Source organism: Thalassospira lucentensis MCCC 1A00383 = DSM 14000, from assembly GCF_000421265.1.
GTDB classification, from domain to species: domain Bacteria; phylum Pseudomonadota; class Alphaproteobacteria; order Rhodospirillales; family Thalassospiraceae; genus Thalassospira; species Thalassospira lucentensis.
In genome coordinates, this window is the sequence record NZ_ATWN01000002.1 from 464,409 (window position 1) to 489,768 (window position 25,360).

The 25,360-nt window shown below is 52.9% G+C and carries 22 protein-coding genes; 13 read left to right on the plus strand and 9 right to left on the minus strand.

Features of this window, described 5'->3' with window-relative positions:
* Positions 1-87: 87 nt before the first annotated feature.
* The gene (locus K355_RS0106320) at positions 88-1,290 is read right to left on the minus strand and encodes an aspartate transaminase (RefSeq protein WP_022731272.1); all 1,203 of its coding nucleotides are present in this window, start codon (positions 1,288-1,290) and stop codon (positions 88-90) included.
* A gap of 319 nt (positions 1,291-1,609) precedes the next feature.
* On the opposite strand from K355_RS0106320, the gene uvrB reads away from it, so the two are divergent.
* Both uvrB and K355_RS0106335 read left to right on the plus strand, forming a co-directional pair.
* On the plus strand, positions 1,610-3,745 hold the full coding sequence (gene uvrB, locus K355_RS0106330) for an excinuclease ABC subunit UvrB (protein ID WP_022731274.1): 2,136 nt from the start codon (positions 1,610-1,612) through the stop codon (positions 3,743-3,745).
* A 168-nt stretch (positions 3,746-3,913) separates the two neighbouring features.
* Entirely contained in the window at positions 3,914-5,272 is a 1,359-nt protein-coding gene (locus K355_RS0106335) for an Nramp family divalent metal transporter (protein ID WP_022731275.1), read from the plus strand.
* A gap of 83 nt (positions 5,273-5,355) precedes the next feature.
* Here the strand turns inward: K355_RS0106335 and msrP are convergent, their stop codons facing one another.
* Positions 5,356-6,324: a protein-methionine-sulfoxide reductase catalytic subunit MsrP gene (gene msrP / locus K355_RS0106340; protein WP_028791390.1), complete on the minus strand. Its 969-nt coding sequence runs from the start codon at positions 6,322-6,324 to the stop codon at positions 5,356-5,358.
* A gap of 224 nt (positions 6,325-6,548) precedes the next feature.
* Here msrP and K355_RS0106345 point away from each other — a divergent pair, with 224 nt between their 5' ends.
* From K355_RS0106345 to K355_RS0106375, 7 genes are all read left to right on the plus strand, one after another.
* Positions 6,549-7,442 carry a LysR family transcriptional regulator gene (locus tag K355_RS0106345; protein ID WP_022731277.1) on the plus strand — a complete coding sequence of 298 codons (894 nt, stop codon included), beginning with the start codon at positions 6,549-6,551 and terminating at the stop codon, positions 7,440-7,442.
* Positions 7,443-7,530: 88 nt separating this feature from the next.
* A complete protein-coding gene (locus tag K355_RS23265; protein ID WP_081649476.1) occupies positions 7,531-8,394 on the plus strand; it encodes a putative hydro-lyase in 864 nt (287 codons plus the stop codon).
* Between the two features lie 25 nt (positions 8,395-8,419).
* Positions 8,420-9,472: a TRAP transporter substrate-binding protein gene (locus tag K355_RS0106355; RefSeq protein WP_022731279.1), complete on the plus strand. Its 1,053-nt coding sequence runs from the start codon at positions 8,420-8,422 to the stop codon at positions 9,470-9,472.
* 30 nt (positions 9,473-9,502) lie between these two features.
* Entirely contained in the window at positions 9,503-10,051 is a 549-nt protein-coding gene (locus K355_RS0106360; RefSeq protein WP_022731280.1) for a TRAP transporter small permease subunit, read from the plus strand.
* Positions 10,048-11,328 carry a TRAP transporter large permease gene (locus K355_RS0106365; protein WP_022731281.1) on the plus strand — a complete coding sequence of 427 codons (1,281 nt, stop codon included), beginning with the start codon at positions 10,048-10,050 and terminating at the stop codon, positions 11,326-11,328. The genes K355_RS0106360 and K355_RS0106365 overlap by 4 nt, the downstream gene beginning before the upstream one ends.
* 126 nt (positions 11,329-11,454) lie before the next feature.
* Positions 11,455-12,138, plus strand: coding sequence for a DUF2848 domain-containing protein (locus K355_RS0106370; protein WP_028791391.1), 684 nt, complete (start codon positions 11,455-11,457; stop codon positions 12,136-12,138).
* A gap of 61 nt (positions 12,139-12,199) precedes the next feature.
* Positions 12,200-13,474 (plus strand): amidase, encoded by a 1,275-nt coding sequence (locus K355_RS0106375; RefSeq protein WP_022731283.1) that lies wholly within the window; start codon positions 12,200-12,202, stop codon positions 13,472-13,474.
* Positions 13,475-13,528: 54 nt separating this feature from the next.
* Here the strand turns inward: K355_RS0106375 and K355_RS0106380 are convergent, their stop codons facing one another.
* Positions 13,529-14,494 carry a PDR/VanB family oxidoreductase gene (locus tag K355_RS0106380; protein WP_022731284.1) on the minus strand — a complete coding sequence of 322 codons (966 nt, stop codon included), beginning with the start codon at positions 14,492-14,494 and terminating at the stop codon, positions 13,529-13,531.
* Between the two features lie 139 nt (positions 14,495-14,633).
* Positions 14,634-15,350, minus strand: a complete 717-nt coding sequence (locus K355_RS23270) for a GntR family transcriptional regulator (RefSeq protein WP_022731285.1) — start codon at positions 15,348-15,350, stop codon at positions 14,634-14,636.
* A 173-nt stretch (positions 15,351-15,523) separates the two neighbouring features.
* Here K355_RS23270 and K355_RS0106390 point away from each other — a divergent pair, with 173 nt between their 5' ends.
* Both K355_RS0106390 and K355_RS0106395 read left to right on the plus strand, forming a co-directional pair.
* On the plus strand, positions 15,524-16,534 hold the full coding sequence (locus K355_RS0106390) for an aromatic ring-hydroxylating dioxygenase subunit alpha (RefSeq protein ID WP_022731286.1): 1,011 nt from the start codon (positions 15,524-15,526) through the stop codon (positions 16,532-16,534).
* Positions 16,535-16,684: 150 nt separating this feature from the next.
* The gene (locus K355_RS0106395; RefSeq protein ID WP_022731287.1) at positions 16,685-17,719 is read left to right on the plus strand and encodes a TRAP transporter substrate-binding protein; all 1,035 of its coding nucleotides are present in this window, start codon (positions 16,685-16,687) and stop codon (positions 17,717-17,719) included.
* A gap of 135 nt (positions 17,720-17,854) precedes the next feature.
* On the opposite strand, the gene K355_RS0106400 is transcribed toward K355_RS0106395, so the two are convergent.
* On the minus strand, positions 17,855-18,325 hold the full coding sequence (locus K355_RS0106400) for a Dps family protein (RefSeq protein ID WP_022731288.1): 471 nt from the start codon (positions 18,323-18,325) through the stop codon (positions 17,855-17,857).
* A gap of 842 nt (positions 18,326-19,167) precedes the next feature.
* A complete protein-coding gene (locus tag K355_RS0106410) occupies positions 19,168-20,502 on the minus strand; it encodes an adenylate/guanylate cyclase domain-containing protein (RefSeq protein WP_022731290.1) in 1,335 nt (444 codons plus the stop codon).
* A gap of 633 nt (positions 20,503-21,135) precedes the next feature.
* Here K355_RS0106410 and K355_RS0106415 point away from each other — a divergent pair.
* Entirely contained in the window at positions 21,136-21,318 is a 183-nt protein-coding gene (locus K355_RS0106415; protein ID WP_147250352.1) for a hypothetical protein, read from the plus strand.
* Between the two features lie 366 nt (positions 21,319-21,684).
* Here K355_RS0106415 and K355_RS0106425 read toward each other — a convergent pair whose 3' ends face one another.
* Positions 21,685-22,623, minus strand: coding sequence for a LysR family transcriptional regulator (locus tag K355_RS0106425; RefSeq protein WP_022731293.1), 939 nt, complete (start codon positions 22,621-22,623; stop codon positions 21,685-21,687).
* A 353-nt stretch (positions 22,624-22,976) separates the two neighbouring features.
* Entirely contained in the window at positions 22,977-23,927 is a 951-nt protein-coding gene (gene trxB / locus K355_RS0106435) for a thioredoxin-disulfide reductase (RefSeq protein WP_022731295.1), read from the minus strand.
* Positions 23,928-24,261: 334 nt separating this feature from the next.
* On the opposite strand from trxB, the gene K355_RS0106440 reads away from it, so the two are divergent.
* A complete protein-coding gene (locus K355_RS0106440) occupies positions 24,262-24,747 on the plus strand; it encodes an Lrp/AsnC family transcriptional regulator (protein ID WP_022731296.1) in 486 nt (161 codons plus the stop codon).
* Between the two features lie 42 nt (positions 24,748-24,789).
* Here the strand turns inward: K355_RS0106440 and K355_RS0106445 are convergent, their stop codons facing one another.
* Positions 24,790-25,266, minus strand: coding sequence for a GNAT family N-acetyltransferase (locus K355_RS0106445; protein ID WP_162142284.1), 477 nt, complete (start codon positions 25,264-25,266; stop codon positions 24,790-24,792).
* Positions 25,267-25,360: the final 94 nt, after the last annotated feature.

The following is a 25,360-nucleotide window of genomic DNA, read 5'->3' on the forward strand; positions in this document are numbered from 1 at the left end:
ATTGGATAATGGACAAAAAAACAGGGCCCGGCAAGTGCCGGACCCTGTGAAATGTTCTTCAGCCCAAAACTGGCCGATGGATAACCCTTACTTCAGAGCAGCGCAGGCGCGTTTGATACGCGCACAGGCTTCGGTCAGGGCCGCATCCGAGGTTGCATAGGAAATGCGGAAATACGGGGCCAGACCAAATGCCGAACCCGGAACCGCAGCAACGCCTTCTGCTTCAAGCAGGTAGGTGATGAAATCGGTGTCGGTTTCGATCTTGGTGCCATCCGGGGTTGTTTTGCCGATTACGCCCGCACAGGAAGGATAGACGTAAAACGCACCTTCAGGCTTTTTGCACGACAGGCCTTCGCATTCGTTGAGTGCTGCAACCACCAGATCACGACGGCCTTTGAAGACTTCTGCGCGTTCTGCGAGGAAATCTTGCGGACCGTTCAGGGCTTCGACCGAAGCCGCCTGACTGATCGAGGAGGTGTGGGTGCTTGACTGCGACTGAACCTTGTTGATCGCTTTGATCAATTCAACCGGACCCGCTGCATAGCCAAGACGCCAACCGGTCATGGCATAGGATTTCGACACACCGTTACAGGTCAGCGTACGAGCTTTGAGCTTTGGCTCAACCTGCGCGATGGTGGTGAATTCGAACCCGTCATAGACGAGGTGCTCATACATGTCATCGGACATGATGTAGACGTTTTCGTGTTTGAGCAAAACGTCCGCAATCGCGCGCAACTCATCGCGCGAATAGGCCGCACCGGTCGGGTTGGACGGGGAGTTCAGAACCACCCATTTGGTTTTTGGCGTGATGGCAGCTTCAAGCTCGGCAGCGGTGATTTTAAAATCGTTTTCTTCCTGACATTCAACAATGACAGGGGTGCCTTCGGCCATCAGCGCCATATCCGGGTAGGAAACCCAGTACGGTGCCGGGATGACAACTTCGTCGCCCGTGTTCAGCGTTGCAAAGAACGCATTGAACAGGGTCTGTTTACCACCACAACCGACGGTGATTTCGTCGATAGTGTATTCCAGGTCGTTTTCACGTTTGAACTTTTCGACAATTGCCTTGCGCAGCTCGGGCGTGCCGGCGACCGGAGTGTACTTGGTCTTGCCTGCATCGATGGCGGCTTTGGCAGCGGCTTTGATGTTGTCGGGGGTATCGAAATCCGGCTCACCTGCGCCAAGACCGATCACATCAACGCCAGCGGCTTTGAGCTCGGCGGCTTTGGTGGTGACGGCAATGGTGGGAGAAGGTTTGATACGGCTCAAACGGTCGGCAATAAACGCCATTGGTCTGTTTCCCTGGAATGAAAAAAGAAGTGAAAAGAATCGCGTTCTTTCGGATCGGACCCTACGCCTGCCTTAATTTCAATTCAAGGCTCATTCGGCGCTTCTGCGGGTTCTTTGGGATGATTTGATCGTATTTTCGACCCTTGATCTGTCTGATCGGAAAGAACTTAACCCTTAACGCCATGAATTGGGCATTGTTCCCATTAAGTGGCGTCCTGACATCTCCTGACATTTCCTGACAGGATGTGTCGGGGGTGGGGCTTGCGGTTGGGCATATCTGTCTTATAACTACACATAGGATAAAACAGGGGCCTGCCCGATGAATGCGCTACCGGAATTTTTGACAAAACGCCGCCCGCCGGTCGAAGGATCGCGGGAATTCAAGCTGGTGACCGAATATCAGCCAGCAGGCGATCAACCCGCCGCGATTGCCGAGCTTATGGACGGCATCAATGATGATGAGCGTGATCAGGTTCTGCTGGGTGTGACCGGGTCGGGCAAGACCTTTACCATGGCCAACATCATTTCACAGACCCAGCGTCCGGCATTGGTTCTGGCCCCCAACAAGACACTTGCCGCCCAGCTTTATGCGGAAATGAAGTATTTTTTCCCGGAAAATGCGGTCGAGTATTTCGTATCTTATTACGACTATTATCAGCCGGAAGCCTATTTGCCACGCTCTGATACCTATATCGAAAAAGACTCGTCGATCAATGAGCAGATTGACCGGATGCGTCACGCGGCAACCCGTGCGATTTTAGAGCGCAACGACTGCATCATCGTTGCATCGGTGTCGTGCATTTACGGTATCGGGGCGGTGGAAACCTATCTTGAAATGACGCAGCGCATTTCGGTTGGCGATGAAGTTGATCGCAACGACATCATGAAGCGTTTGGTCGAACTGCAATATACCCGTAATGACGCCGCATTTTCGCGAGGCACCTTCCGTGTGCGCGGCGATGTTTTGGAAATCTTCCCGGCCCACTCGGAAGACCGCGCATGGCGGGTGTCGATGTTTGGGGACGAGATTGAGGAACTGGCCGAGTTTGATCCGCTGACCGGGCATAAATTTGCCAGCATGGATTCGGTCACGGTCTATGCCAATTCGCACCACGTCACCCCGCGCCCGACCTTGGTGCAGGCCATGACGGGTATCAAGCAGGAGCTGAAAGACCGCCTTGCCCAGTTCCAGAACGAGGGAAAGCTACTGGCAGCTGAGCGGATCGAGCAACGCACGACGTTTGATCTTGAGATGATGGAAACGGTTGGCCATTGCAAAGGGATCGAAAACTATTCGCGCTGGTTATCGGGGCGTAATCCCGGTGATCCGCCGCCGACCCTGTTTGAGTATTTGCCGGAAAACGCGTTGCTGTTTGTCGATGAAAGCCACGTTGCCGTGCCCCAAATCGGCGGCATGTTCAAGGGTGACTTTAACCGCAAATTCACGCTGGCCGAACATGGGTTCCGCCTGCCAAGCTGTGTTGATAACCGGCCGCTGAAATTCGAAGAATGGGAAGCGATGCGCCCGCAAAGCGTGTTTGTGTCGGCAACACCGGGCAAATGGGAAATGGAACGCACAGGGGGCGTGTTTACCGAACAGGTGATCCGACCAACCGGGTTGATTGATCCGGTGTGTATTATCCGCCCCGTCGAAACGCAGGTTGACGATTTGCTGGGGGAGGCCAAGGAATGTGCGGCCAAAGGACAACGTGTTTTGGTCACGACCTTGACCAAGCGCATGGCCGAGGATTTGACCGAATATCTGCACGAACATGGCATTCGGGTGCGGTATCTGCATTCCGATATTGATACGCTGGAACGGATCGAGATCATCCGCGATTTGCGTCTTGGCGTGTTTGACGTTCTGGTCGGGATTAACTTGCTGAGGGAAGGGTTGGACATTCCCGAATGTGCGTTGGTGGCGATTCTGGATGCGGATAAGGAAGGGTTCCTTAGATCGAAAACATCACTGGTGCAGACCATTGGCCGTGCGGCGCGTAACGTCGATGGGCGTGTGTTGCTTTATGCTGATAAGATGACCGACAGCCTTGAATACGCGATTGATGAAACCAACCGTCGGCGTGAAAAGCAGGTTGCCTATAACGAGGTACATGGCATTACGCCCGAAAGTGTGCGGTCGCGGATCAATGATGTCATCGAAAGTGTTGCCGAACAGGATTACGTCACGGTCGATACGGGTGTGTCGGGCGATACGCTGATTGGTCATAACCTGCGTGCTCACATCGAGGATCTTGAAAAACGGATGCGTGATGCCGCCGGGAACCTTGAGTTTGAGGAAGCCGCCCGTCTGCGTGACGAGATCAAGCGACTTGAAGATCAGGAACTTGGTCTGGCCGAAGCAGGCCCAATGGCGCGCACTATTGGCACTGTCGGACCCGGTTCGAAATCAGCCAACAAATCAAAATACAAGGGACGCCGCCGCAAGGGGCCTTAAGGCATGCATTGATCTTGTGGTCTTTGGCTGCCGGGGTTCGGGGCGGTATTCCGAACTCTAAAATGTGTCGAATTTGCCATAAAGTTAGGTTTGACTAACTTTGGAAGCCGTGTCATAAATGGTGACCTTACAATCCGTAAGGTTATTTCACAGTCAGGCCGTTTTCAGATGTCCGAAGCCAAGCAAGCCCCCGCACGTGATGCGGGATGGCGCAGTGACGCATCCGATCCATCCTTGATGGAGGTGTTTCGATCCATTGCCGTGTCCAACCAGTCGGGAAAATTCCGTAAGTTTCTGGCCTTTGCCGGGCCGGGGTATCTGGTTGCGGTCGGCTATATGGATCCGGGAAACTGGGCGACATCACTGGCCGGTGGATCGCAGTTTGGCTATGCATTGCTGTTTGTCGCCTTGTTATCCAACGTCATGGCGATTGTGTTGCAATCACTATGCGCGCGGTTGGCCATCGGGTCGGGGCGCGATCTTGCGCAGGCGTGCCGGGATGCGTTTCCGAACTGGGTGTCATGGCCGCTTTGGGTTTTGGCGGAACTGGCCATCTGTGCGACCGATCTGGCCGAAGTCATCGGAACGGCGATTGCGCTTAATCTGTTGTTTTCGATCCCGCTTGAATTGGGGGTTTTGATCACAGCAGCCGATGTTCTTTTGATCTTGTGGTTACAGGGGCGCGGGTTTCGCTGGGTCGAAGGGTTCATCATCTCATTACTGGCGGTGATATCGGTCTGTTTTGGTGTGCAGATTGCCATGGCCAACCCCGATTGGCATGGGGTGATTGTCGGTTTTGCTCCGACAGTGGATCTGATTGGCAATCAGAATATGCTGTATCTGGCACTTGGCATTATTGGCGCGACGGTGATGCCCCATAACCTGTATCTGCATTCGGGTATTGTGCAGACGCGGGCCTATGAGCACACCCCCGAAGGTAAGCGCGAGGCGCTTAAATATGCCACGCTTGATTCCACCATTGCCCTGTCATTTGCACTTCTGATCAATGCATCGATCCTGATATTGGCGGCCGCCACGTTCCATGTGGTAGGACGCACGAATGTTGATGATATCGGGATTGCCCATGAGTTACTGGCACCACTTTTGGGGGCATCGGTTGCCCCGGCATTGTTTGCCATTGCACTTTTATGTTGCGGGCTAAGTTCGACGGTGACCGCGACCATGGCCGGTCAGATCGTGATGGAAGGGTTTATCAACATTCGCCTGCCCAACTGGATGCGGCGCTTGGTGACGCGGCTGATTGCGATTGTGCCGGCGATTGCCGTGACGGTGATTTACGGCGAAGGACAAACCGCAAAGCTTTTGATCCTGTCGCAGGTGGTTTTGAGTTTCCAACTGCCGTTTGCTGTCGTGCCACTTGTGATGTTTACCGCGTCGCGTGAAAAGATGGGTGATTTGCGGGCGCCGATGTGGCTGACGATTGCCGCATCGCTGATTGCAGCGATCATCATCGCGCTGAACATCAAGCTGCTTTATGACATCACGTTTAATGGTGTGATGATCTGATCGGCGGGACATCGTTAGACATGCGAAGAAGGGCTGCCGTGTGGCAGCCCTTCTTCGTTGGGACGTCGTGGGTCGGGGAGGGATTACATAAACAGTTTTTCGTCTTCCATGCCCTTGTACATATCAGCCACATAGTCGCCGTAGCCGTTGTAAATCTGGGTCGGGACGGTTTCGCCGTTATTGAGCAGGCGTTCCTGTGCCTGACTCCAGCGTGGATGGGGGACTTTGGGGTTCACATTGGCCCAGAAGCCGTATTCATCCTTGTTGAGTTCTTCCCAGAAACTGACCGGGCGTTTGTCGGTAAAGGTGATACGGACGATGGATTTGATGTTTTTGAACCCGTATTTCCACGGGGTGACCAAACGCAGCGGTGCACCGTTTTGTTTGGGCATTTCTTCGCCGTAGATGCCTGTGGCAATCATGGTCAGCTCGTTGGTGGCCTCGGCCATCGACAGGCCTTCGACGTAAGGCCATGGATACCAGAACTGGCGCAGGCCCGGCATGGTTTCCTTCTGACTGGCGGTTTCCATTTCGACATATTTTGCGCCTGACAATGGCTTGGCAAAATCAACCAGTGCCTTCATCGGAAAGCCTGACCACGGGACGGTCATGGCCCATGCCTCAACACAGCGGAAACGATAGACCCGTTCTTCAAGCGGCATTTTGCGCACCAGGTCTTCGAAATCGATTTCAATCGGCTTTTCGACCATCCCGTCAATCTTGACCGTCCATGGACGCAACTTAAGCGCCTGTGCAGCCGATGAGATGGATTTGTGCGACCCGAATTCATAGAAGTTGTTGTAGGTCAGCGCCTTGGCCTTTTCGGTCATTTCGCGATCAACGGTATAGGCCGGATTGCGGGTCACCGGATAAAGGTCGGCGGTGGGGCTTGTCCCTTGGGCTAGTGCACTGCCAAGCGGCATGGCTGCGGCGGAAGCACCGATTGAACCAGTAGCAATCCCTTTTAGAAACTGCCGACGGTTTTTATAAACCGCTTCGGGGGTGGCTTCACGTTCCGGGATTTCCCAGCCTTTGTTGCGGCGTATCAGCATTGCTTCCTCCAAAATCGCATTGAACATAATGTCCGCGCAAAATGACATTCGGGCAAGTCACGCCTCGGTGAACAGCCAGTGAGACGTGTTTGATTTCAGTTTGTTGGTCCTTGTTGGTGCGGCGACAAACCGCGAATTGATCAATTTCTCCATCAATTGATCGTGCGAAGTGATCGACGGATAGGTATTGTGATCGAAATCAGATCAAATCAGGGTGGCGATACGTGTTTGAGTTCAAAGATATCGAAATATTGCAAGACATCGTCAAGGCCGGTGGGTTTCGCGCAGCAGCGCAGAAATACAACCTGTCGCAGTCGGCGATTTCAGCCCGCGTTTCCGCGTTGGAAAAGAAGCTGGGCATGATGCTGTTTGACCGCAGCAACCGGCAGGTGCGCCTGACTGCGGCGGGGTTACGGTTTATCGAGGAAGCCCAGCGTTTATCGCGGGCACGTGATCGCATCTGGCAGGAGCTGACACATCCCGGCGAGCTTAGCGGGACGGTCAGGATCGGGGTGGCGGAAACCATCGTGCATACGTTGCTGACCGATATGCTTAACAAGTTAAAAGATGACTTTCCCAAGGTCCGGTTTGAATTATCGGTTGATACATCCGGGCAGCTTAGCAAGGCGTTGAGTGATGATGATATGGATGTCGCGATCATGTTGCGCGAATCCGTGCCGCAAGGGGCCGTTGCCGCGCCGCTTAAGCCGGTTGAGCTTGGCTGGTACTGTGCCGAAGATCTGGAGTTGGGCGACGCACCCTTGACGTTACGCGATCTGGCCGAGCACGCAATTGTGACTTTTCCCAAAGGAACGCCGCCGTTTCGCGAAGTCGAAAGTATCTTTGCCGCCCCCGATATTTCACAACCGGCCCTGCATGGTTCGGCATCGCTCTCGACGGTCAAACATTTGGTGGCGGGGGGCTTTGGAATTGGGGTTTTACCAACACTTATGGTCAAGAATTCCGAGTGGGCCGACCATATCAAACCAATCCCTGTTTTGCCTGAAGCATCGCTGACAGCATTGCATTTTGTCATCACTTATTACGCCGAACGGAACGGTGAAATTGGCGCGGCTATTCAGGAAGCAGCACGACTGTCAGATCAAATTGATCGTTAAAAACGATCGTAAACCATTTAAAATGATTACTTGACAAGATCGGTTCCATTTCTCAATCTTTCGTCAGAGGCAGAGAATGGGACTGAAAATGACCGCATCAAAAAGCGCCACCCGTTCCGTTGACACCAATTCGGATGATATTTCGCGGATCACGCCATTGGCGTTGCGCACATCAATCCGACGTGGCGAGCACACAGGAACGACGACCGGTTTCTCATCAGGGTACCTTCAGGGGAACCTTGCGATTTTACCGGCGGACTATGCCGACGAGTTTTTGCAGTTCTGTTCAAAGAACCCCAAATCATGCCCACTGATCGGCATGTCCGAACCGGGATCGCCCCACATCCCGGAACTGGGCATTGATCTTGATATCCGAACCGATCTTGCGGGTTATCGCGTTTTTCGTGGTAGTGCCGAATACACCAGCGTCACGGACGTCTCCGATGTCTGGCGCGATGATCTGGTAACGTTCGTTCTGGGATGTTCATTTTCATTCGAAGCGGCCATTACGCGCGGCGGTGTGCGGTTACGCCACATGGATGCGAACCGTAATGTGCCGATGTATGTGACAAATATCGCGACCACCCCGGCCGGGCGCTTTCACGGTCCCTTGGTGGTTTCGATGCGATCCTTTGCGCCCGGTGATGCGATCCGGGCGATCCTGTATTCCGACAGATATCGTCTGGCCCACGGCGCACCGGTTCATATCGGTGATCCATTGCAGATCGGTATTGCGGATATTATGAAACCGGATTTTGGCGATGAACCCGTCATCAACGAGGGGGACATCCCGGTTTTCTGGGCGTGCGGAGTCACGCCACAAATGGCAATTCGCAACGTGTTGCCGGATTTTGCCATCACGCACGAGCCGGGCTTGATGCTTGTAACCGACGTTCTTGCAGAAGCCGCGGAATTTTCCCTTCAGACGAAGCCTGAAGTATATCAATCATAAACGAGTTATCAGAGAGGACATTCTTATGAAAAAGATGGTTTCTTCGCTTTTGGCGGTATCCGCACTTGGTGCTGGTTTTGTTGCCACACCTGCAGTTGCCGAAGAACTTTCGGTTGTCGGCAGCTGGAGCAGCCTGCCGCTTTATAAACAGTATGAAAACACCTTCTGGACCGAAACGCTTCCGGCAGATTCAAACGGTGACATCACCGTTCAGATGACCACCCATGATCAGATGGGCATTGGCGGTGGTGACGTGTTTCGTTTGCTGAGCGACGGTGTTTTTGACGTTGCCATGACGGTTGGTGATTACGCGGTCGGTGATGCGCCAGAACTTGAAGGCCTTGATGTGCCACTGGTGGCAAATACCGCCGCCGAGGCAAAGGCCATGGTCGAAGCAGCCCGCCCGATGGTTGATGACATCTTTGAAACCCGTTTCAATTCCAAGGTTCTTGCCATTGCACCTTATCCGCCGCAGGTGGTTTTCTGTGCGGGTGAAGTGAATTCAATCACCGATCTTAAAGGCAAAAAAGTCCGTGGTTCGGGCCGTATGACCACCAAGTTCCTTGAAGCGCTGGGTGCGAACGGTGTGAATGTGGCGTTTTCGGAGGTTCCGGGTGCGCTTGAACGTGGTGTGATTGATTGCGCCGTCACCGGTGCTGGTTCCGGGTACAGTGCAGGTTGGTGGGAAGTATCCGACCATCTGATGACCATTCCGCTGGGCGGCTGGGATCCGGTTGTTACTGCGATGAACCTTGATAAGTGGAATTCATTGTCTGCGGAAACCCAGAAATTTATCACCGATGAAATCACGACCAAATTCGAAGCCCCGGCATGGGCATCTGCCGCAGATGCGTTGAAAAACGATGTAGCGTGTCTGACCGGTAATGGTACCTGCCCGGCGGGTGATCCGGCGAATATGACGCTGGTTGATGTGTCTGATGCCGATGTTGCACAGGCAAAATCCATCCTGACCGAGACGGTCCTGCCGGAATGGGCAGAACGTGCAGGTGATGACTGGGTTGCGCGCTGGAACGATAGCGTTGGCAAAACAGTCGGTGTTACCGTACCGCTGAACTAAGTTTCAGCAATAGGCGGAGAGGCCGGAACAGTGACCAATACATTGATTGCGGCCATCCGCCGCACAAACCGCATTATCGCGTTGCTCGTCGGACTTGTTCTGACGGGCACCGTGATCCTGATTATCGCAGAAATCGTGCTGCGCGAAGTCGGTATATCGCTTGGCGGTGCCGAAGAAATATCAGGATATGTTATGGCAGGCGTTGCCAGTTGGGGGATGTCATATGCCCTGACCGAGCTTGCCCATGTCCGCATTGATTTGATCCGGTTGCGTTTGCAGACACGCGGTCGGGCGTTGCTTGACCTGATTGCGATTGTGGCTTTGGCCGGGGTGGCATCACTTGTTGCGTTTCAATGCTGGCCGGTGCTTGAAAAAACCATCGAACGCGGATCGCGGGCCAATACTACACTTGAAACCCCCCTTTGGATTCCACAGACGATCTGGCTTTCGGGCTGGGTCTGGTTTGCGGTGTCGGCCTGCGTTCTTGTGATCCTGTCATTGGTATTGATGATGCGTCGCGATTTTGATCAGGCCGATGCGCTTGTCGGTGCGCGCTCCGAAGTGGAGCTTGAGACATGATTTTTGCTGTAACCGCATCCCTTTTGGGCTTTTTGGCCTTATCCATCCCGGTCGGGATTGTTCTGTTTCTGCTGGGCATTGGTGTTGACCAGTTCTTTACCCCGTTCCCGCTTTTGCGCGGGCTGGGTCAGGTTGTCTGGTCATCGTCAAACTCATCAACCCTGATCGCCATTCCATTCTTTGTCCTGCTGGGCGAAATTCTGGTGCGTGGCGGGATTGCCGAAAAAACCTATGAGGCGCTGGATAAATGGTTTTCTTGGCTTCCGGGTGGGTTGATCCACGCCAATATCGGGACCGCGACGATGTTTTCGGCAACGTCAGGATCATCGGTGGCCACGGCGGCCACGGTTGCAACGGTGGCGATGCCGCAGGCCGAAAAGCTTGGCTATGACCCAAAATTGTTTTCCGGGGCGATTGCGGCGGGCGGTACACTTGGCATCATGATCCCGCCGTCGATCAATCTGATTGTCTACGGGTTCCTGACCGAAACATCCATTCCACGCCTGTTTCTAGCGGGTTTGGTACCGGGGCTTGTGATGGCGGTTGCCTTCATGCTGGTCACGGTTGTTCTGTGCAAGATCAAGCCGTCGCTTGGCGGGCAAAGCCGGTCATTTACATGGTCGGAACGTATCGGAAGCCTGCGACATCTGATTCCGATCCTGATCCTGTTTATCGCGGTGATCGGATCAATCTATGCCGGGTGGGCGACACCGACCGAGTCTGCGGCCATCGGGGTTGTGATTGCCATGTTGATTGCCGCCTTTAACCGGGGTGTTTCCAATGACATGATCAAAATGTGTCTGGTTGGAACCGTTCGGATTACCGCCATGATCATGCTTGTGATCATCGGGGCGTATTTCTTGAACTTTACCCTGACAGCAGCGGGCATGGGGCGTGAACTTAAAGACCTTTTGACCGGCCTTAACTTTAGTCCGATGGGCACTCTTATGGTCGTGGTTGCCCTTTATATCGTGCTGGGGTTCTTCATCGAAACTCTGTCACTGATGGTGGCGACCATTCCGATCATTGTGCCGATCATGACCGGCATGGGGTTCGATAAGGTTTGGTTTGGCATTCTTTTGATCGTTCTGATCGAGATGGCGTTGATCACCCCACCGGTTGGCTTGAACCTTTATGTTGTGCAGGGTGCACGAAAATCCGGACGGATTTCCGAGGTTATGCTGGGCACGATCCCGTTTGTTCTGGTGATGATGGCAATGATTGTCGGTCTGATCTTCCTGCCGCAACTGGCCTTGTTCCTGCCTGATTACCTTTAGGAGCAGGCCAGATTCCTTCACCACACCTTTTGGCTGGCGGGCCGGGAATATCCCGGTCCGGGCCCCTTCATTGTGCCGAAGACCGAAACCGGCACCTCAAAAATTCAAGAATACTGGGACATCAACATGCAGATGACATTCACCCTTTCGGGTACAGAAATCAGTTTTGATATTGCACATTGCACGGTTGCCGGCTGGACCGGGCGCGATGCGGCGGCCATTCAGCATCACATTGATGAACTGGCCGAGATTGGCGTTAAGCCGCCATCAAGCGTGCCGCTTTATTACCGCACGGCATCGGGCATGGTTACCCAGCAAGGTGCCATTGAAGTGGTGGGCAAGGGCACATCGGGCGAGATCGAGCCGTTCCTGATCGCGAACGACGGTGTGCTTTATCTTGGTTTGGCGTCGGATCACACCGACCGTGAACTTGAAGCCCATTCTGTCGCGCTTTCCAAACAGATTTGTGAAAAGCCGGTGGCATCTGAAATCTGGCGGTTTGATGAGGTAAAAGACCATATCGAACAGATTGAAATGCGGTCTTGGGTACAGGAAAAAGATGGCGATGACTGGGTGCTGTATCAGGAAGGTACGATTGCCTCGATCCGGCCTTTGACCGACCTTATCGATGGTTCCGGGCTGATGAGTGCATCAGACAAAGGCAAGGCATCGGTGATGCTGTGTGGAACTCTTGGTGCAAAAGGCGGGGTTCGTCCGGCCCGTCGTTTTAAAATGGCATTGCATGACCCGGTACTTGATCGCACCATCGAGCACGCCTATGACATTAAGGAACTGCCCGAAATCGCCTAAGTCCTTAACTTGGGGCAATTTGGTGCGCAGAGAAAAAACATAACAGGACGGAGGCTGCCTGATGGGGGCGATTATCGATAAGGTCACGGCTGCGATTGACATGGTTGATCAGTTGGGCGATCTGGCCGGTAAAATCTTTACCGAGTTTGATCGCGACCGGATTTTACGCGACGCCGAGCTTTGTGAAAAACAGGTTTCTGACAACCCCAACTTGCCGCTTGCCGGGAAACTGGTGTCGATCAAGGACCTGTATGATGAGGCAGGTATCGCCACCACGGCGGGATCCGAACTTCTGAAAGGTCGCACCCCGGCACCGCAAGATTGCGACGTTGTCCGGCGTGTGAAGCACGCCGGTGCCGTGCCATTTGGCCGCACCACATTAAGCGAATTTGCCTATTCCGGTGTCGGGTTGAACCCGCACTACGGAACACCGGGTAATGTGTTTGACGCCGATGGCATTCCCGGTGGGTCGACGTCGGGCGGTGGTTTGACAGTGGCCCATGGGGTGGTTGATTTTGCATTGGGCACCGATACCGGCGGGTCAATCCGCATCCCATCGGCAATCAATGGCCTTTACGGGTTTAAACCATCGCGCCTGTCGGTGTCGGGTGAAGGCATCCATCCGCTGGCAAAAAGCTTTGATACGCCGGGGCCACTGGCATCCGACCTTGATACCGTGATCACGGTGTTTGAAGTGATGTCGGATCAAGCGGTGATTGATGCGCCGGCAAGTGCCGCAACGTTGCGCATCGGTGTGCCGAGCAGTGGCTTTGTCGATGGTCTTGACGGGCGGGTGAAGGCCGATTTTGACATGGTCTGTGCCAAGCTGCGCGATGCGGGGCATGAGCTAGTGGCGCTTGATCTTGGTTTTATTGCGGAAAACGCGATCCTTAACAAAATGCTGGTGTCGACCGAAGCGCATGCCATATACGGCAAAGATATTGCCAAGCTCGAAACATGCGGCGACCCGCGCGTTTTGACGCGGATTAAATTTGCCGAGACGCTGTCAAAAGATGACCTGATTGCTGCCTATGCCAAGCGCACCGATGTAATCGCGCAGTTCGGGTCGGCGATGGCAGAGGTCGATGTCATGATCGCCCCGACCTTGCCGATGATGGCGCCGAAGATTGCTGAGGTCGAAGCCGACTTTGACAATCTCAATGCGATGATGTTGCGCAATACCGGTTATCTCAACCTTGTTGATGCCTGTGCGATTTCAATTCCGGTCAATGTTGTCGGGCAAACCGTTCCGGCGTCCTTAATGATCGCTGCGCCGCATGGTCATGACAAGTCGGTGTTGGGGGCCGCGCGCCAGATTGATCCGCTGTTTGGCTGATGGATCCGCTGGTATAAAATCAACAAAGGCCCGGAATTTTCCGGGCCTTTTGCGTTATAGATCCAAGGTCAATTTGCCGCCGCCCTGCATGCGTGACACGCAGATACACATTTGATCATTCTGGCTTTTTTGCCCGTCACTCAGAAAGGCGTCGCGATGGGATAGGTCCCCATCGCACGATAAAACCGCCGATGTGCAAATCCCGCAATTTCCCTTTTTGCAGTCATAAAGCGGATCAATGCCCTCGTCGATCAGCACATCAAGGATCGATTTCCCAACAGGGACGTCAAAACTTTGGTTGCTGCGTTGAAGGTGAACTTCAAATGCACTGTCATCAAGCTGGGCTGCTGGTGTTGAAAAACGTTCATAATGGATGTTGTCAGATGCCCAACGGTGACGGCGCGCGGCATCAAGGACGGCATCAATCAAGCCACCCGGCCCACACACATAAACATGTTTATGTGTGTGGGCCGGGCCAAGGATGGTCGAAAGCGGCATTGCGCGTGATGGTGTACCACCGTCGAAATAAAGCGTGCACCGCCCGGTAGCGGCATCAAGCACATCATGCATCAGGGCCATGTCCTGATGGGTGCGGCTGCTGTAATGCAGGGCAAAATCCTTTTTTTCCGCCGTTAGCGTTGTGGCCATTGCCAAAATGGGTGTGATGCCAATGCCACCTGCGATCAGGATGGTGTTTTGAGCATCACTGTGCAGAGGGAAGTCATTTTGCGGCAGGTCGATGTCGAGTTCATCACCGACTGTTACCTTGTCGTGCATGAAGGCAGATCCACCTTCTCCATCGACTTCATGCAGAACGGCGATCCGGTATCTGTCGGTCTGACCGGGATTTATCACGGAATAGGACCGTTTGACCGAATTTCCAGATGTGTCGGTGACGTTGACCTTGATGTGGGCCCCCGGTTCACACGGCGGAAGCGCGCGTCCATCGGATGCAACAAGATCGAATCCACGGATGCGATCTGTCAGGGTATGGATCTGTTGGACGGTGGTTCTGAGCATAGCGATTTTCCTTCCCTGTCCCCGGATTGCGTCCGAGTGTGATTGTTCGCGGGATTAAATTGGATCCAGATTAAATCAATTGGATCCAATTTTGTCAAATGCCATGCATGTCGATAGGGAGGGTACTGTGAGGTTGGTGTTAGTCTTCGCGTTCAATGACGGTAAAGTTTTCCGGCATGTTCTGCGATGGGCTGAGGATCTTGGTGTAGCGCAATGCTGCGTTGGCATGTTCGCGCATCAGGGCTTCTGCGCGTGCGCTTTGGCCATTATCGATTGCATCAAAAATGATGTGATGCTGCATGTGGCTGAAATTAAAACGCCGGTATTCTCCGGACATGTCATCGCGGTTAAAGGCGATTGAAGACACCGATGCAAAGGGCAAGTGGTCATTGCGCGACAGGGCGTCTTCGATGGCGATATTGCGGCTGGCCTCAATGATGGTGTTATGGAACTGCATGTTGAAATCGTGATAGATTTCCATGTCCTCATCGGTCAAAAATCCCTTTGAAAACAATGAGTCACCCGTAGACAGACAGTTAACAAGACTGTTGCGTTCTGGTGGTGAAACCCCACGTTCGCAGGCCAGGCGTGCGGCGAGTCCTTCGAGGACGCCGCGCACTTCGATGGCATCGGCTATTTCTGTTGGTGTGATGGCGCGGACGGTATAGCCGCGGCGGTCGCCTTTGCGCAGGAGTCCTTCCTGTTCGAGCGTGCGAAAGGCAATTCGAACCGGCGTACGCGAAACGCCAAGCCGTTCGGATATCGGAATTTCGGCAACCCGTTCGCCCGGAGGAAGTTCCCCGTTGGCTATCATTTTGCGCAATGTGATCAGGACTCTCTGGCCGTGTTTGCTCATGCTTGATCCCGGTTTTTTTATAGGCGTCTGATCATAGTTCAGATTGGATTGGTAAAAAAGCCTCTTGCCAAATTGGATCCAATTTTATTACGATTAGAACCATAACAAAAAGAGAGTGGATTTACATTCACCTGTACGTAATCGATTTGGCGCAATGCCAAGGGAGAGAAAACATGTTCCTGCGTAACTTCTGGTATGTTGCAGGGTGGGATGGCGAAATTGGCCGTAAGCCGGTTGCGCGCACCATTTGCAATGAAAATATTGTTTTGTATCGTCGTGCTGACCGTTCTGTTGTCGCACTTGAAGACAGTTGCCCGCACCGTCTGTTGCCTTTGAGTCAGGGCTACGTCGAAGGGGATCGTCTTATCTGTGGCTATCACGGGTTGGAATTTGACGGGGCTGGGGCATGCGTTCATATGCCCAATCAGGAAAGCATCCACCCCGAAGCCTGTGTGCGGGCGTATCCGGTCGTTGAAAAAGACCGGTTTGTCTGGGTCTGGATCGGGGACAAGGAAAAGTCTGACGAAAGCCTGATTCCAGTGATTCCGCATGCCTCCGAAGAGGGCTGGGTCTTTGACGGTGGCTTATATGACGTTAAATGCGGCTATGAGCTTCTGGTCGATAACCTGATGGATCTGAGCCATGAGACATATGTTCATCCGTCAAGCATCGGACAGCTTGAAATCACCGAAAGCCTGCCAGTGACCCGTTCGGATGATGACAGTGTTACGGTGGAACGCTGGATGGAAAACATTGTCCCGCCGCCGTTCTGGGCAAATAACCTGAAATCCAAGGAAGTCTGTGACCGTTGGCAGATTTGCACATTCACATTGCCGTCTAACATCATGATTGATGTCGGGGTTGCGCTTGCCGGGACTGGTGCGCAACAGGGAGATCGATCAAAAGGTGTCACCGGGATTGTTGTGAACACCATGACCCCGGAAACTGAAACCACATGCCGCTACTACTGGGGTATGGTGCGCAACTTTGATATTGATGACCACGGTCTGACGCAGAATATCAAGGATGCACAGGCAAAGGTCTTCCACGAGGACCTTGAAGTGGTCGAAGGGCAACAGGCCAATTTGCTGCGCAATCCGGAGCGCAAGCTTTTGAATTTCAACATTGATGCTGGCGGCGTGCGTGCGCGGCGCCTGATTGACCGTGCTCTGGCCGCGGGGTAACCGCCAGTTCCAATAAAGTCGTACGGGCCGTTCCGTTCGGCAAAATAACAACAAGAGAGAGAAACGCACAACATCATTGAACCGCACCAAAACCGCGAAAAGCGGGCGGGGGTGTTGTGCGACTTTCAGGGAAAACGTCTGAGGTAGATCATGTTTAAACGCCTGTGTGTGTCCGCAGCGGTTGCTGTGGGCTGTCTGGCAAGTGCGATATCTGCGCATGCCGAACCCGAATTTACTTTTATTCTTGAACATGTGTTGGGGCCAAAATCCACGGCACAAACCCAGTTCCTTGAGCCATGGGCCAAGCGGATCGAAGAACAATCCGATGGCCGGATCAAGATCGAGATTTATCCGGCTATGTCGCTGGGCGGCAAGCCGACCGAACTTTACAGCCATATCCGCGATGGTGCGGTTGATCTTGGCTGGAGCGCGCTTGGCTACACGCCCGGTGTGTATCCGCGTAGCGAAGTGTTTGAGCTTCCGTTTGTGCATACCGGCAGTGCCGCGATCACCAATATGGCCATTCAGGATGTCTATGAAGAACATCTGTCGCAGGACTTTGATGATATCAAACCCTTGCTGATCCATGTCCATACGGGGCAGGCACTTTTTACCACCGAAAAGAAGATCGAGAGCCTTGCGGATCTGCAAGGCATGAAACTTCGTGCGCCATCGCGAACCGGTGTCTGGATGCTTGAAAGCTGGGGGGCGCAACCTGTCAGCATGCCTGTACCTGATTTACCTCAGGCACTTTCGCTTGGTGTGGTGGACGGTGCGCTGATCCCGTTTGAAGTTGCCATTCCGTTCAAAATTCAGGATATGACCAAATATTCGATTGAAGGTGCCGATGGTGTGCGGTTTGGCACACTGGTCTTTATGTTTGCGATGAACAAGGACCGGTATGAAGCCCTGCCCGATGATTTGAAAAAAGTGATCGATGATAATTCCGGGGCACATATTGCCAAGGAAATTGGCGATGCATGGGATGCGATTGAGCCGCGCGGCGAAGACATCTTTTCGAAATCAGGGGAAGTCATTCAGCTGTCGGCCGAAGAAACCGACAAGTTTGCCGGTAAATCCGATGAAGTGATTGATCGCTGGATTGCCGAAATGAATGAAAAGGGTGTCGATGGTGCAGCGATGGTCAAGGCCGCCAGAGCCGCGATTGCCAAACACAGTCAGTAAACGGTCTGTTAAGTCTGGTAATCAGATTGCTCCTTTCCTGATTGCCAATCCCGTGCCGGGGTTCTTGCCTTGGTACAAAAAAGAACGGCCCGGAAAATTCATTCCGGGCCGTTCTTAATTTTGAAGTTGCGCCGATCAGCCTTCAAGCAGGGAGCGCAACATCCAGGCGGTTTTTTCGTGGACCTGAATGCGGGCGGTCAGAAGATCGGCGGTTGCGTCATCATCCGCGCTATCGCAAATCGGATAGAGCGAACGCGCAGTTTTGATCAGGGTTTCGTGCCCTGTGATCAGCTGTGCGATCATATCCTTGGCAGCAGGGACGCCTTTTTCTTCCTCGATCGAGGAAAGTTCGGCATAGGCCGAGAAACTGGCTGGCGCAAAGGCGCCAAGCGACCGAATACGTTCGGCAACTTCGTCAATCGCGGTTGCCAGTTCGGTGTATTGTCCTTCGAACATGGTGTGCAGGGTCTGGAACATCGGACCCGTTACATTCCAGTGGAAGTTATGGGTTTTCAGATACAGCGCATAGGAATCTGCCAGAACGCGGCCAAGGCCGTCGGCGATTTCCGTGCGGTTCGTTTCATTAATACCGATATCAATCTGCATTTGTTTTCTCCTTTTATTCGGGGTGGGGGCCCAAAAGGGTGGCGACCCAATTTCGTTAGACATAGTATCTGCTTGGTACAAACTCTATGCCAATCAATCCTGTGATCTTTTGCAATAGATCAATTCTATTACAGCTTGTGGGGTTATTTTGGGGCGGGGTTTGGGTAAGCGCGATTGGTGCTGGCGCAGAAATTTTGTTGTGATATTTCCGTGTTCACCTCGGAGGAGGCCGTTAGGGTTTATAATAATATCAATGACTTAGTTTTTAGATGCCTCGGTTTGACCATAATTCGCCCCGAAATGGTCTAATGCGACCTATTTTCCCGCCTTGTTTATCGGCCAAATTCCTAACTGTCAGCCGAGGACGCGGTCAGCAAAATCTGTCCCCCCTCATAATGCTGGATCGCTTATTTTTCAGGCTTTTCCCCCGCCTGAAAATTCCGCGGCTGATCGGTCTCCCCAAGACCATGATGACCCCGAATAAGTTGGGGCGGGTTTATCCCGCCCCCTTTTTTTGTGTTGGTCGCAATTTTGGCTGCCGTAATTTGCCGTAATTCGCCCGAAAATGGTCACGGATGGCCGATTTTTGAGCCGCATTTCACGGGCATATTCACAATTGTCAGATGCGTAAACATCGATGCGGTGCCCTCCCTCACTGGCATCGGACCCGTAAAAAGCTGTCCCCACAGCGATTGCACCCCACGGGTAAGGCAGCGCATCTGATCGGTCTCCCCAAGACCATCTGTCCCCAAGTCCGGGCGAGCTTCGGCTCCCCGGACTTTTATTTTGTCCGGGGCGTGGCATTGCAGTAAGAATGTCTCAAGGGGGAGCAGGCTCTGGATCTATGACGGGCTGGCGATGCTAAGCACAGGAGTTGGGGCCGCGCGGCCACGCACGATCACATCGCCACAGGGTGTCCAGTCTGATTCTTCGCACAGATCACCACAGGCACGATGGGTTTCCTTGGTTGCAAGGACGTAGCTGCCATATTGCTTGTTGAGCTGTTCAAGGCGGGCGGCAATATTGACGTTGTCGCCATGCACGGTAAATGTCAGGTGGTTTTCGGCACCGATTGCCCCAACGATGATCTCGCCCGTGTTAATCCCGCAACGGGTTTTGATTTTTGCGCCGTGGCAGAAGGTATGTGATTGCGCAATTTCCTGAATGGCCAGAGCGGTGCGGACTGCGTTGGCGGCATGATCGGGATCGGATGTGATGGCATTGAACGTGATCAGCATTGCATCGCCTTCAAACTGGGTAATGATCCCGCCGAACCTGTCGATGACCGCACTGGTCTGGGTGAAATACTCATTTAACAGTTTGGCGAGCTCTTTTGGGCTCAGTTTTTCCGATATGGTTGAAAAGCCTTCGATGTCGGTAAACATCACCGTTGCTGTCACAGCGTCGCCTTCGCCGGGTTTGATTTGATGTTCCGCACGGGTGATGCGGTCGGCAATTTCAGGTGACACAAACCGTGAAAGATCCTTGGCGGCAATTTCATCGGTAATGGCCCGGATGAAAGACCGTTTGGCGCGCAGTACTGCAATGGCCAGCACCCCCGATACCAGAACAATGGCGATGATTTTGTCGACCTCTGCCCCGATGAGAATCGAGTTTGATGTCAGGTAGGTCACATAATCGCGCGTGATCATGCTTTTTCCACCTTCGCTCCAGATCACATAGAGGGCCAGTGTCAGCCAGCCAAAGGCGGCCGCCCCACCGGCAATCAGGATGTAACGTGGATCAAAACGCAGGCTGCGTAAGGTAATAAAGATGAAGACGTAAATCATTGTCGGCGCTTTGAGGTAAAAGCTTGCTGGCTGCATATACTGGATATGGAAGCTCCAGATCAGGACCATCAAGAGTCCGATGTCGGCAATGACCGATACCGTCAAGAACCAGTGTGGCAATGCGATGCGATATGACAGGATCAGGCGTGCAAAGGTAAACAGGAAATACAGTGACAAGGCCCATGGAACGGGATGAAACCCCTTGTTCATGGCGCTGGTCGGGGCAAAAGCATAGAGGCTGGCAAATATTGTCACCAACAGAAGCTGCACCCATCCGATCAGCTTTTCACTGTCACGTTGCTGGTGTTCGATGGCGATCAGGACGCGTTCGGGCAGGTGTGCGTTCACCGGTTTGCCAAACAGAAACGCCCAAAGTGTGCTTTTCATAACCAACTGTTTCCTGACACGCAGACGTCACTGTCAAACCGATTGCATATGCACGATAGCTGCCATGGACGGTTCGTTGGGATCATAGTGCGAGGTTGCGATGATTTTGCCAAGTCATCGGGTGATGACATCGGATCACGCTTGCGTGGCAGATGCGAGAGTATTTGGGAAAAAGAAAAAAAAGCCGGGCATATTAAATGCCCGGCAAGTTTATCAGGGAGGCTTCACGTCTGGGAGACGTAGGACCCCTCGCGGGGCCCTGGGTATGCCGGGCAGGGCGCCCGGCAAAGACCGAAATTCGGTCAGGGAGAAAACTCTGTACCACGCTGCGGTGTGTACCGCTGTGGTTCGAGGAGCAAGATAGCGTTTTTGACGGGAATGACCACTGACAAATTGCTTTTCCAGCCATGCAAAATCTGCATAAATAGAAAATTGCTCGGTATTTCAGCGTAAGTTATTGTAAATATTGAAATATTAGGTGGTTTTGAACTTCAATGGTTGTTTGTCTGCATAAACAGGCGGCAGATTTATTGTGCAGGAGCAAAAAAAATGCCGGTAGCAGGGGGGTGCTACCGGCAAGATCAACAGGGAGGCTTGTGTCTGGGAGACACAAGGAATCTGGGGGAGATTCCTATGCCAGATATCGTTCTGGCTGACGGATCATCAAATGATCAGGATAAGGTCGGAGCAATTTCGCTTTTGCGTATGCTCACAACCTATGATGCAAATATAAGAATGCTTACCTGTGATTTAAAGTCTAATAATGTCAAACCAACCATGCGTCTAATGCATGGCGAGGAAACGTCAATAATTTGAAGGAATTATGACAAGTCTGAGGCGGTGAAGACTGTTAAAGGCCGCCTTGATTCCGGTTTAAATCGCAGCAATGGATGGATGAAGGGGGATGATATCTATGGTTGGGTGCTGATTGTCGCAGATCAATTGAACTATGCGGAAATGTGTGCTCGTGAACCGGTTTTTTTTGACCGGAAAAATGGATCTATCGGGTGGCGAAAGATCAAGAAAATACGCCATTTCAATTAGATACGCTGGGGATAATCTAAGCTTATCGTACAGATGTGCTTTTAGGTGTGCCATGTTGATAGCGCATGGACAAACGGCCCGGCAAAGGCCGGGCCGTGAAGATTGTACTGCGTTCAGTGAAGCTTATGGCAATATGCGCTAGTCAGAAGATGCCTTGTTGGCCGCTGCCGCAGCAGCTGCCGCGGCCTTGACCTTGCCTTTGTTGATTTCTTCAATCAGGAAGTCACGGAACACCGCGATACGCTTGGAATGACGCAATTCTTCGGGATAGACGAAGTAGGCGTCAAAACTTGGCCCTTCGAGTTCAGGCAAGATACGCACCAGATTGCTGGTCGCGGGCAGCAGGTAGTCGGGCAGGGCAGAAATGCCAAGGCCAGACTCGGTCGCGCGGAAAATCCCGTAGATGTTGTTCAGCTTGAGTATAGGCCGCATGTCAGGCTTGAACTGTTGGGCGGTTGCCATCATCCAGTTCACATTTGACACCGGTGGGCGGGCATCCGCACCATAAATGATCAGGCGGTGATCTTTGAGGTCTTCGGGTGTTTTGGGGATACCGTATTGTTTGATGTATTCAGGCGATGCAAACACATGGTAGCGTAGCGTCATCAACTGGCGTTGTACAAGGTCGGCTTGCCGGGGCGGCTGCATGCGGATCGCGACGTCAGCTTCGCGCATGGCAAGGTCGAGTTCCTCGTCATTGAGCACAAGCGACAGTTCAATTTCCGGATACCGTTCAAGGAATTCATTAATACGCGGTGTCAGCCAGGTTGAACCAAAGGCAACCGTGGTGGTTACTTTCAGCGGGCCGCTTGGCCGTTCCTTGGATTCGCGGATGCGGGCTTCTGCCATCGAAAGTTTGGCAAAGACATCATGTGCCGTGCGATACAGAAGTTCACCCTGTTCCGTCAGGATAAGGCCACGTGCATGACGATGGAACAATGGAACCTTTACGCTTTCTTCAAGCGCACTGATCTGTCGGCTGACAGCCGATTGGCTCAGATTAAGATTTTCCCCCGCATGGGTGAAGCTTCCAGCTTCCGCAACAGCGTGAAATACACGCAGCTTGTCCCAGTCCATAGACCTGCTCCTAGATGTCACTGCCGCACGGTCGCTGCGCCAGTCCCCTGATAATAGTTCTCTTCTTTTATGGGCAATTTGGTTTCAACACTGTTAAGTGCGTCACACAAACCGCCCAAGCACATGATTATTAATTCAATATGAGGCCTGTGACGTTTTCTGCAAGCAGGCATTTTCCTATACCGCTATTTTCAAACGGCGCGATTCTTGTGAAAAGTCAGGTAATTGGCGGGATCGGACCCAAAACAGGCACATGAAAAAGGGGATGCAAAAATGCATCCCCTTTGGTGTTTTCTGGATCATTTTGTTTATGACGGTGGCACAGGATGCCCATCACGCCAAAGCCGAAAAGATCAGCTTTCTTGTTCAGCAATGAACTTTTCAGCTTCCAGGGCGGCCATGCAGCCCATGCCCGCAGCCGTCACGGCCTGACGGTAAACCTTGTCAGTGACGTCGCCTGCGGCAAAGACACCGGCAATGTTGGTTGCCGTGCTGCCCGGATTGACGAGGATATAGTTTTCGTCATCCATGGTGACCTGCCCCTTAAAGACCGCCGTTGCCGGATCGTGACCGATGGCAACAAAGAAACCGTCGGCCGGGATGTCGGTGGTTTCATCGGTTTTGATATTGCGGACACGCACCCCTTCGACGCCATCCATCGGGCCATCGCCACCCAGAATGTCATCAACAACACTGTCCCAGACCACATCGATCTTTTCGTGTTTAAGCAAACGGTCCTGCAGCATTTTTTCTGCACGCAGCTCATCACGGCGGTGGATCAGGGTAACCTTCGAGCAGATGCCAGCAAGATACAGGGCTTCTTCGACCGCGGTGTTGCCACCTCCAACAACCGTGACCGGCTTGTTGCGATAGAAGAACCCGTCACAGGTCGCACAGGCAGAAACGCCGCGCCCATTGAATTTTTCTTCGCCCGGCAGGCCCAGCCAGCGGGCCTGAGCCCCGGTTGAGATAATGATGGTTTCGGCAATGTAAACATCGCCAGAATCACCTTTGCAAACGAACGGGCGTTTGGAAAAATCGACTTCGGTGATCAGGTCGTGCGCCATTTTGGTGCCGACATGTTCAGCCTGTGCCTTCATCTGATCCATCAGCCACGGACCTTGAATAACATCGGCAAAGCCCGGATAGTTTTCAACGTCGGTGGTGATCGTCAACTGGCCACCGGGTTGCAGGCCCATCACCATCATGGGTTCAAGGTTGGCACGTGCCGCATAGATCGCGGCAGTATATCCGGCAGGGCCGGAGCCAATGATAAGGACTTTGGTCTGATGTTCTTGGGCCATGTTCTTTGTATTCGTCCGAGCTGAATGAAAACTGGCCTCGAACATATTGACTGACCGCGCAAGACGCAACAGCTTCGCACAAAGTTTGCATGCTGTTGTCGCAGATTTTTAGAGCGTGAAATTTTACGTTTTTGACGGGGCGTTTGCCAAGCATGGCCAAGACCCTGAGACCGTAGGGCAAAAAGACATTAAAAATCGGAATTTACGGCATTTTCAGTTACGGCATCCAAGCACAAGATTGCATTCTTGATCGGAATATATTATTGCCAGCATCGGGCCTCGCTGTAATATTGTTTCGTACGAGGTCAGTTTAGCGCACAGAATCGAGGAATAAATGCAACGGGTCAAACTCGACAAGATCGACCGCAGAATTCTGCGCGATCTACAGGAAGATGGCCGCATGACCAATGTGGAACTTGCACGTCGTGCAGGTATCTCGGCCCCGCCCTGTTTGCGTCGTGTGCGTGCGCTGGAAGAAACCGGTTTCATTCAGGGCTATCACGCCGATGTTGATGCCCAGGCACTTGGCTATAATGTCACGGTGTTTGCGATGGTTGGTTTGGCAAGTCAAGCTGAACACGACTTGCGTGCGTTCGAAGCGCGCGCTGCTGCGTGGCCGGAAGTACGTGAATGTCACATGGTTGCCGGCGAAATGGATTTCTTGCTCAAAATCGTTTCACACAGCTGGGACGAATATCAGAAATTCCTGACGACGCAGCTGACCGTTGCCGAGAACGTCAATCACGTCAAATCGGCTCTGTCGATTCGGACGGCCAAAAATATGCCCGGCGTGCCGATCGATATCGAAGCTGAAGACTGACACGTCTTTGTGGTGAAACTCGCGTTGAATGAAACTTTGCCGCTAATCGGAAAGGCGCATCAGCGCGTCACCATCAATCTCATATTGCAATGCGCCGGAGTTACGTGCGCCCAAACGTTCATAGAACCGAAGTGCCCCGTCGTTGCGTTGAAGCACAGACCACCACATCGAAACATAGCCATGCTTGGTCGCGTGATTGCCCATGGCGGTCATGAGCTTATGCCCGACCTTTTCTGATCGCATGTTCGGCGTGACATAAAGTTCGGTCATCCATAGGCCCAGTTTCGAGATATCCGGGTTATAGAAAGGTTGAAACACCGCCTGTCCGACCGGGGTTTCATCGTGCCATGCGATCAGGCTTTTGATCAGCGCATGTTTGCCAAACATCATGTCATGGATGCTGTCCGTGCTATGGGGTGGATTATCGTAATCCATTTCAACATGCAGGGCATTGGACATGTCTGCGACATGGGCGCAATCATCAGGGATTGCTTGGCGGATGGTGATCTGGGCTGTCATGGCGTTCATCCGGAATTTCTGTGTTTGATGAAATGAAGGCATAAAAAAACGGCCCGTTTTGATGACGGGCCGTTTTCGTATTGAAAGCTTTTTT

Bases quoted from the DNA above. Each gene is read 5' to 3' on its own strand.
- K355_RS0106440 (WP_022731296.1), top strand. From the start codon at position 24,262: ATGCAACGGGTCAAACTCGACAAGATCGACCGCAGAATTCTGCGCGAT.
- K355_RS23265 (WP_081649476.1), top strand. From the start codon at position 7,531: ATGACCGCATCAAAAAGCGCCACCCGTTCCGTTGACACCAATTCGGAT.
- K355_RS0106355 (WP_022731279.1), top strand. From the start codon at position 8,420: ATGAAAAAGATGGTTTCTTCGCTTTTGGCGGTATCCGCACTTGGTGCT.
- msrP (WP_028791390.1), bottom strand. From the start codon at position 6,324: ATGCTGATACGCCGCAACAAAGGCTGGGAAATCCCGGAACGTGAAGCC.
- K355_RS0106425 (WP_022731293.1), bottom strand. From the start codon at position 22,623: ATGGACTGGGACAAGCTGCGTGTATTTCACGCTGTTGCGGAAGCTGGA.
- K355_RS0106400 (WP_022731288.1), bottom strand. From the start codon at position 18,325: ATGCAGATTGATATCGGTATTAATGAAACGAACCGCACGGAAATCGCC.
- K355_RS0106445 (WP_162142284.1), bottom strand. From the start codon at position 25,266: ATGACAGCCCAGATCACCATCCGCCAAGCAATCCCTGATGATTGCGCC.
- K355_RS0106370 (WP_028791391.1), top strand. From the start codon at position 11,455: ATGCAGATGACATTCACCCTTTCGGGTACAGAAATCAGTTTTGATATT.
- K355_RS0106365 (WP_022731281.1), top strand. From the start codon at position 10,048: ATGATTTTTGCTGTAACCGCATCCCTTTTGGGCTTTTTGGCCTTATCC.
- K355_RS0106335 (WP_022731275.1), top strand. From the start codon at position 3,914: ATGTCCGAAGCCAAGCAAGCCCCCGCACGTGATGCGGGATGGCGCAGT.
- K355_RS0106320 (WP_022731272.1), bottom strand. From the start codon at position 1,290: ATGGCGTTTATTGCCGACCGTTTGAGCCGTATCAAACCTTCTCCCACC.
- K355_RS23270 (WP_022731285.1), bottom strand. From the start codon at position 15,350: ATGAGCAAACACGGCCAGAGAGTCCTGATCACATTGCGCAAAATGATA.
- trxB (WP_022731295.1), bottom strand. From the start codon at position 23,927: ATGGCCCAAGAACATCAGACCAAAGTCCTTATCATTGGCTCCGGCCCT.
- K355_RS0106390 (WP_022731286.1), top strand. From the start codon at position 15,524: ATGTTCCTGCGTAACTTCTGGTATGTTGCAGGGTGGGATGGCGAAATT.
- uvrB (WP_022731274.1), top strand. From the start codon at position 1,610: ATGAATGCGCTACCGGAATTTTTGACAAAACGCCGCCCGCCGGTCGAA.
- K355_RS0106415 (WP_147250352.1), top strand. From the start codon at position 21,136: ATGCCAGATATCGTTCTGGCTGACGGATCATCAAATGATCAGGATAAG.
- K355_RS0106380 (WP_022731284.1), bottom strand. From the start codon at position 14,494: ATGCTCAGAACCACCGTCCAACAGATCCATACCCTGACAGATCGCATC.
- K355_RS0106395 (WP_022731287.1), top strand. From the start codon at position 16,685: ATGTTTAAACGCCTGTGTGTGTCCGCAGCGGTTGCTGTGGGCTGTCTG.
- K355_RS0106375 (WP_022731283.1), top strand. From the start codon at position 12,200: ATGGGGGCGATTATCGATAAGGTCACGGCTGCGATTGACATGGTTGAT.
- K355_RS0106410 (WP_022731290.1), bottom strand. From the start codon at position 20,502: ATGAAAAGCACACTTTGGGCGTTTCTGTTTGGCAAACCGGTGAACGCA.